Origin of the sequence: Nonomuraea aridisoli (genome assembly GCF_003236395.1) — a bacterium.
GTDB classification, from domain to species: Bacteria; Actinomycetota; Actinomycetes; order Streptosporangiales; family Streptosporangiaceae; genus Nonomuraea; species Nonomuraea aridisoli.
The window spans coordinates 1-5,389 of the sequence record NZ_POUD01000418.1; the positions used below are offsets into that span (position 1 = coordinate 1).

4 protein-coding genes and 1 pseudogene are annotated in these 5,389 nt (G+C 71.4%); all 5 read right to left on the bottom strand.

The features are described 5' to 3' along the window. Nucleotides 1-787, bottom strand: a 787-nt coding sequence (locus tag C1J01_RS45755) for an ABC transporter ATP-binding protein (protein WP_235855111.1), incomplete at its 3' end; no start/stop codon positions are given. Further along, nucleotides 784-1,695 carry an ABC transporter permease gene (locus C1J01_RS45760; RefSeq protein ID WP_111185267.1) on the bottom strand — a complete coding sequence of 304 codons (912 nt, stop codon included), beginning with the start codon at nt 1,693-1,695 and terminating at the stop codon, nt 784-786. The genes C1J01_RS45755 and C1J01_RS45760, both read right to left, overlap by 4 nt. Next, nucleotides 1,692-2,678, bottom strand: a complete 987-nt coding sequence (locus C1J01_RS45765) for an ABC transporter permease (protein ID WP_111185268.1) — start codon at nt 2,676-2,678, stop codon at nt 1,692-1,694. The genes C1J01_RS45760 and C1J01_RS45765 overlap by 4 nt, the downstream gene beginning before the upstream one ends. A 92-nt stretch (nt 2,679-2,770) precedes the next feature. Beyond that, nucleotides 2,771-5,122, bottom strand: coding sequence for an AAA family ATPase (locus tag C1J01_RS45770; protein WP_111185269.1), 2,352 nt, complete (start codon nt 5,120-5,122; stop codon nt 2,771-2,773). Nucleotides 5,123-5,211: 89 nt separating this feature from the next. Then, nucleotides 5,212-5,389: pseudogene (locus C1J01_RS54230) on the bottom strand (IS982 family transposase); the annotation flags it as partial.

Genomic DNA, 5,389 nt, shown 5'->3' on the forward strand with positions numbered 1-5,389 from the left:
GGTCCACCCGCGGCACCGAGCCGAGCAGCCCCACGGTGTACGGCATCCGCATCCGGTAGTAGATGTCGTCCACGTCGCCCACCTCGACGGGCCGGCCGGCGTACATGACCATCACCCGGTCGGCGAAGCCGGCGATCACCCCGAGATCGTGCGTGATCATGATGATCGCGGCGCCGGTCTTGGCCTGCGCCCGCTTCAGCACCTCCAGCACCTGGGCCTGGATGGTGACGTCGAGCGCGGTGGTCGGCTCGTCGCAGATGATCACGTCGGGGTCGTTGGCGATGGCCATCGCGATGACCACCCGCTGCCGCATGCCGCCGGAGAACTCGTGCGGGAACGCCTGCGCCCGCTCCGACGGCCGCGGGATGCCCACGAGGTCGAGCAGCTCGACGGCCTTGACCAGGGCGTTCTCCTTGCTGACACGCTGGTGCACGCGGACGGCCTCGGCGATCTGGTCGCCCACCCGGTAGACCGGCGTCAGCGCCGACAGCGGGTCCTGGAACACCATCGAGATCGATCGGCCGCGGAAGGAGTTGAGCTCGCGTTCGGGGGCGCCGATCAGCTCCCTGCCGTGCAGGCGTACCGAGCCGGTGACACGCGCCCCAGGCGGCAGCAGGCCCATGATCGCGGCCGAGGTGACCGACTTGCCGGAGCCCGACTCGCCCACGATGCCGAGGACCTCGCCGCGGCGTACCGCATAGCTCACCCCTCGCACGGCGTGGACGTCGCCGAACGACACGGTCAGGTCGCTGACCTCCAGGACCGGCTCGCTCACCGGCTCGCTCACCGGCGCCCCCTCGATGAGGACGGGTCGAACGCGTCGCGCAGCGCGTCGCCGATGAGGTTGACCGCCAGCACGGTCACCACCAGCAGCCCCGCCACGAACCAGAACGTCCACGGCGCGTAGACGGCCGTCTTGGAGCCGTCGGCGATGAGCGTCCCGAACGACACGTCGGGCGGCTGGATGCCGAACCCGAAGTACGACAGCGAGGTCTCGGTGAGGATCGCGGTGCTGACGTTGAGCGTGGCGTCCACGATCAGCAGCGACGACAGGTTGGGGATCACGTGGCGGAAGATGATGCGCACCGGCGGCACGCCCATGTAACGGGCGGCCTGGACGAACTCCCGCTGCTTCACCGAGATCGCCATCCCGCGCACGATCTTGGAGGTGACCATCCACAGGAACAACGCCAGCATGACCACGAACAGCGGCCACTGCCCCGGGCCGAACACCGGCGACACGATCGCCAGCACCAGGAACGCCGGCAGCACGAGCAGCAGGTCGGTCAGCCAGCTCAGCGTCCGGTCGGTCCACCCCAGGAAGTAGCCGGCGAACGCCCCCACCACGGCCGCCAGCGCCGTCGAGATCAGCGCCGCCAGCAGCCCCACGACGAGCGATTTCTGCATGCCGCGCAGCGTCACCGCGAAGACGTCGGCGCCCGTCTGGAGCGTTCCGAACCAGTGGCGCGCCGACGGCGGCTGCATGAAGGCGGTGAAGTCCTTGTCGGTGTACGACCACGGGCTGACCAGCGGCCCCGCGAACGCCAGCAGGAACATCAGCGCGAGCACCGCGAAGCCGATCCGCCCCTGCGACGAGCGGAAGAACCGGGCCGCGACCACCCGCGCCCGCGACGGCACCCGCATGGCGGCGCCGTCGGAGAGCTCCTCGGCCAGCTGCTCCTCCGACAGCGTCATCCGGCCCGCACCCTCGGGTCGAGCGCCGCGTGCAGCAGGTCGGAGGCGAGCGAGGCGGCCAGCACGGCCACGGCCGCGAGGAGCGAGATGGCGGCGACGGTGTTGACGTCGTTGCTGAAGATCGAGTTGATCAGCTGCTCGCCCAGCCCGTGCCAGCCGAAGATCTTCTCCGTGAACGTGGCCCCCGTCAGCAGCGCGCCGAACGTGAACGCGAAGTACGTCACCACGGGGATCAGCGCCGTGCGCAGCGCGTGCCGGGTCAGCGCCTTGCGCCTGCTCAGCCCCTTGGCCCTGGCCGTACGGACGAAGTCGGCGTCGAGCACGTCGAGCATCATGTTGCGCTGGTAGCGGCTGAAGACGGCGATCAGCCCCACCGACAAGGTGATCGTCGGCAGGATCAGGTGTTGCAGCCGGTCGACGACGTGGCCCCAGAAGCCGGCGGTCAGGCCGTCGCTGTACTCGCCGCTGACCAGGAACACGTGGCGGCCGAACACGTTCTCGTTGGCCCACGTCGCGAGCAGGATGAGCACGTTGGCCAGCACCACCACCGGCACCGCCAGCACCAGGAAGGACAGCCCGGTCGTGAGCCGGTCGAACCAGCCGTACTGCCGCACCGCCGCGAGCGCGCCGACCAGCACCCCGAGCACGCTGCCGCAGATCAGCCCCACGATGACCAGCCGGAACGTGACGCCCATGCGGCGCTTGAGGTCCTCGTTGACGGGGGCGCCCGTCACCGTCCTGCCGAAGTCGCCGCGCAGCACGCCGCCCGCCCAGGTGGCGTAGCGCTGCAGCAGCGGCGTCTTGTCATTGAGGTTGAGCGCGGTGAGCTGCGCGTCGACCACGGCCGGCGGGGGCTTCGGCGTGCGGTCGGCGTAGTTGGAGCGGGGGTCGAGCGCCGCGGCGGCCAGCAGGTAGGCGAGGCTGGCGGCGACGGTCACGAGCACGGCGTAGTTGAGCAACCTGCGGACCAGGAACCCCGCCATCGCTCCCCTTCCGACGCACACCGCACGTAGCCATAGTGCTACACCAAGTGATGGACGCGCCGCAGGGAACCTTCAAATAAGGTCAACCAAGGTCAACGACCGGAGAGCTCGTCGACGGCGGTGCGCACGTCGTCGCTGGTGATGGTGGTCAGGTCGGCCGAGCTGGCGGTGCCGCCGCGCGCGGCGTGGGCGGCCAGGCGCACGTCGCGCCGCATGGCCGCGCGCTCGAAGAGCGACCTGGCGAAGCGGCCGTTGCCGAGGCCGTCGATCAGCCGCTGCTCGCACACGTACGCGAAGACCTCGTCGAGGCGGCTCAGGGCGTCGTCGTCGAACCGGTCGCCCGACTGCTCGGCCTGCAGCACCGCGATCTCGCGCAGCTCGGCCGGGCTGTAGCTGGGGAAGGCCACCCGCTGGTTGAACCGGCTGGCCAGGCCGGGGTTGGTGGAGAGGAAGGCGTCCATCTCGCGCTCGTAGCCGGCCAGCACGATGACGAGCCGGTCGCGGTCGTCCTCGGCCCGCTTGAGCAACGTCTGCACGGCCTCCGCGCCGAACGCGTCGCCGCCCTGGTAGCCCGGGTTGACCAGGCTGTAGGCCTCGTCGATGAAGAGCACGCCGCCGAGCGCCCGGTCGACCAGCTCGTTGGTCTTGATCGCGGTCGCGCCGAGGTGCTGGCCGACCAGGTCGGCCCGGTGCGCCTCCACCACGTCGGGCCGGGCCAGCAGGCCGAGAGCGGAGAAGACGCGGCCGAGCACGCGGGCGACCGTCGTCTTGCCGGTGCCGGGCGGGCCGGCGAAGACGAAGTGGCGCATCTGCTGCGGCGTGGGCAGCCCGCGCTCCTGCCGCATGCGGGCCACCTGCAGCTGCGCGGCTATCGCGTGCACCTGCCGCTTGACCGGTGCGAGGCCGGCCATCCGGTCGAGGTCGGCCAGCGCCTCCTCCAGCGTGGGCGTGGCGACGTAGCCGCGGAAGCGGGCGGTCAGCTCCTCGAACGCCTTGGTGACGTCGGCCGTCGTGGTGGTCACCAGGTCGTGGGTGCTCGGCGTGCCGCCGGCGCCCACCACGCGCACGTCGCGGGCCTGCGCGGCGGCCTCGACCAGGCTGCGGGCGAAGCGGGCGTTGCCCAGCTCGTCGACCAGGCCGCGCCGGTGGACGTCGTCGTAGAGGCCGAGCAGCACCTTGCGGGTGTCGGCGGCCATCGTGTCGCCCCTGCGCCGCTGGAGCAGCTCGGTGACCTCGACCAGCTCGGCGGGGGAGTAGCCGGGGAAGCGCACGCGCGTGGCGAACCGGCTGGCCAGGCCGGGGTTGCTGGTGAGGAAGGCGCCCATCTCCTGCTCGTAGCCGGCCAGGATGATGATCAGCCGGTCGCGGTCGTCCTCGGCCCGCTTGAGCAGCGTCTGCACGGCCTCGGCGCCGAAGCGGTCGGGCTGGCCGTCGGAGGAGTTGATCAGGCTGTAGGCCTCGTCGATGAAGAGCACGCCGCCGAGCGCCCGGTCGACCAGCTCGTTGGTCTTGATCGCGGTCGCGCCGAGGAACTCGCCGACCAGGTCGGCCCGCTGCCCCTCGACCACGTAAGGCGTCTCCAGCAGGCCGAACGCGTAGAAGATCTTGGCCAGGGCGCGGGCCACGGTGGTCTTGCCGGTGCCGGGCGGGCCGACGAACACGAAGTGGCGGGTGGGCCGTTCGGCGGTGTAGCCGGCCTCGGCGCGCAGCCGGGACGCCTCGATGGAGGCGGCGATCGAGCGCACCTGCTCCTTGACAGGGGCCAGGCCGATCATGCTCTCCAGCTCGGCGAGCGCCTCCTCGACGGAGATCTGCGGCGGCGCGCCCGCCTTGTCGGACGGCGCCTCGGGCCTGCCCTCGCGGGCGCGTACGCGCAGCTGCTGCTCCTCGGCGGCGGCCACCTGCGCGCGCGCCCGGCGGGCCTGCACGAAGCGGTGCAGCAGGACGGCGGCGCACGCGGCGCAGGCCACCCAGACCGAGGCGTCGGCGGACAGGGGCGAGACGGCGGCGCCGAGCACGGCCGCGGGCAGCAGCGCCAGCAGCGTGGTCACCCACGGCGTCACCCAGCGGATGAGGTGGGCGGCGGCGGCCACCGGCAGGGCCAGCCCCACCATCAGGTGCACCGCGCCGGAGCCCGGCGGGAAGAGCGCGGAGAAGACCGGCAGCGCCACCACGACCCAGCCCGCGACCACCAGCGCGGTGGCGGCGGCGCGGGGGAAGCGCATGGTCAGCGCGACGAAGGCGAGCAGCAGGAGCACCAGGGGGAAGGTCTGCAGGAGATCCCACCCCAGGGCCGCGCCCAGGCCCATCGCGCCCACCAGGGCGACCACGTAGAGCACCCGGCGCACGGCCGGGGGCGTCTGGAAATAACGCAGCCGAACCTTTTCGAACAGATCCCGCGCCGCGGCCCGCCCCGTGGCCTGGGCCCTGCCGGACTCACGCATCACGCCTCCCCGGTCCGCCCCCGGTTATACCGCACCGGACCGACGATTGGGCGGACCTGACACGCTAGATCGTTGATGTGAAATTCGGGTTAGTGATCGTAAGCGATCAGGGATCGTTTCACGGGTGCGCCGATGTTCCAGTTGTGCCAGATGACGGCGTTGAGGGCGAGGATGCGCTGGCTGATGCGCGCCCACAGGCCGTCTGGGTGGCGGGCGTTGTGGCGTTCGAGGCCGAGCTGGTTCTTCAGCGTCCAGATGATCGCTTCG

Coding starts and splice junctions, on each gene's coding strand:
- C1J01_RS45760 (WP_111185267.1), bottom strand. CDS start 1,695: ATGACGCTGTCGGAGGAGCAGCTGGCCGAGGAGCTCTCCGACGGCGCC.
- C1J01_RS45770 (WP_111185269.1), bottom strand. CDS start 5,122: ATGCGTGAGTCCGGCAGGGCCCAGGCCACGGGGCGGGCCGCGGCGCGG.
- C1J01_RS45765 (WP_111185268.1), bottom strand. CDS start 2,678: ATGGCGGGGTTCCTGGTCCGCAGGTTGCTCAACTACGCCGTGCTCGTG.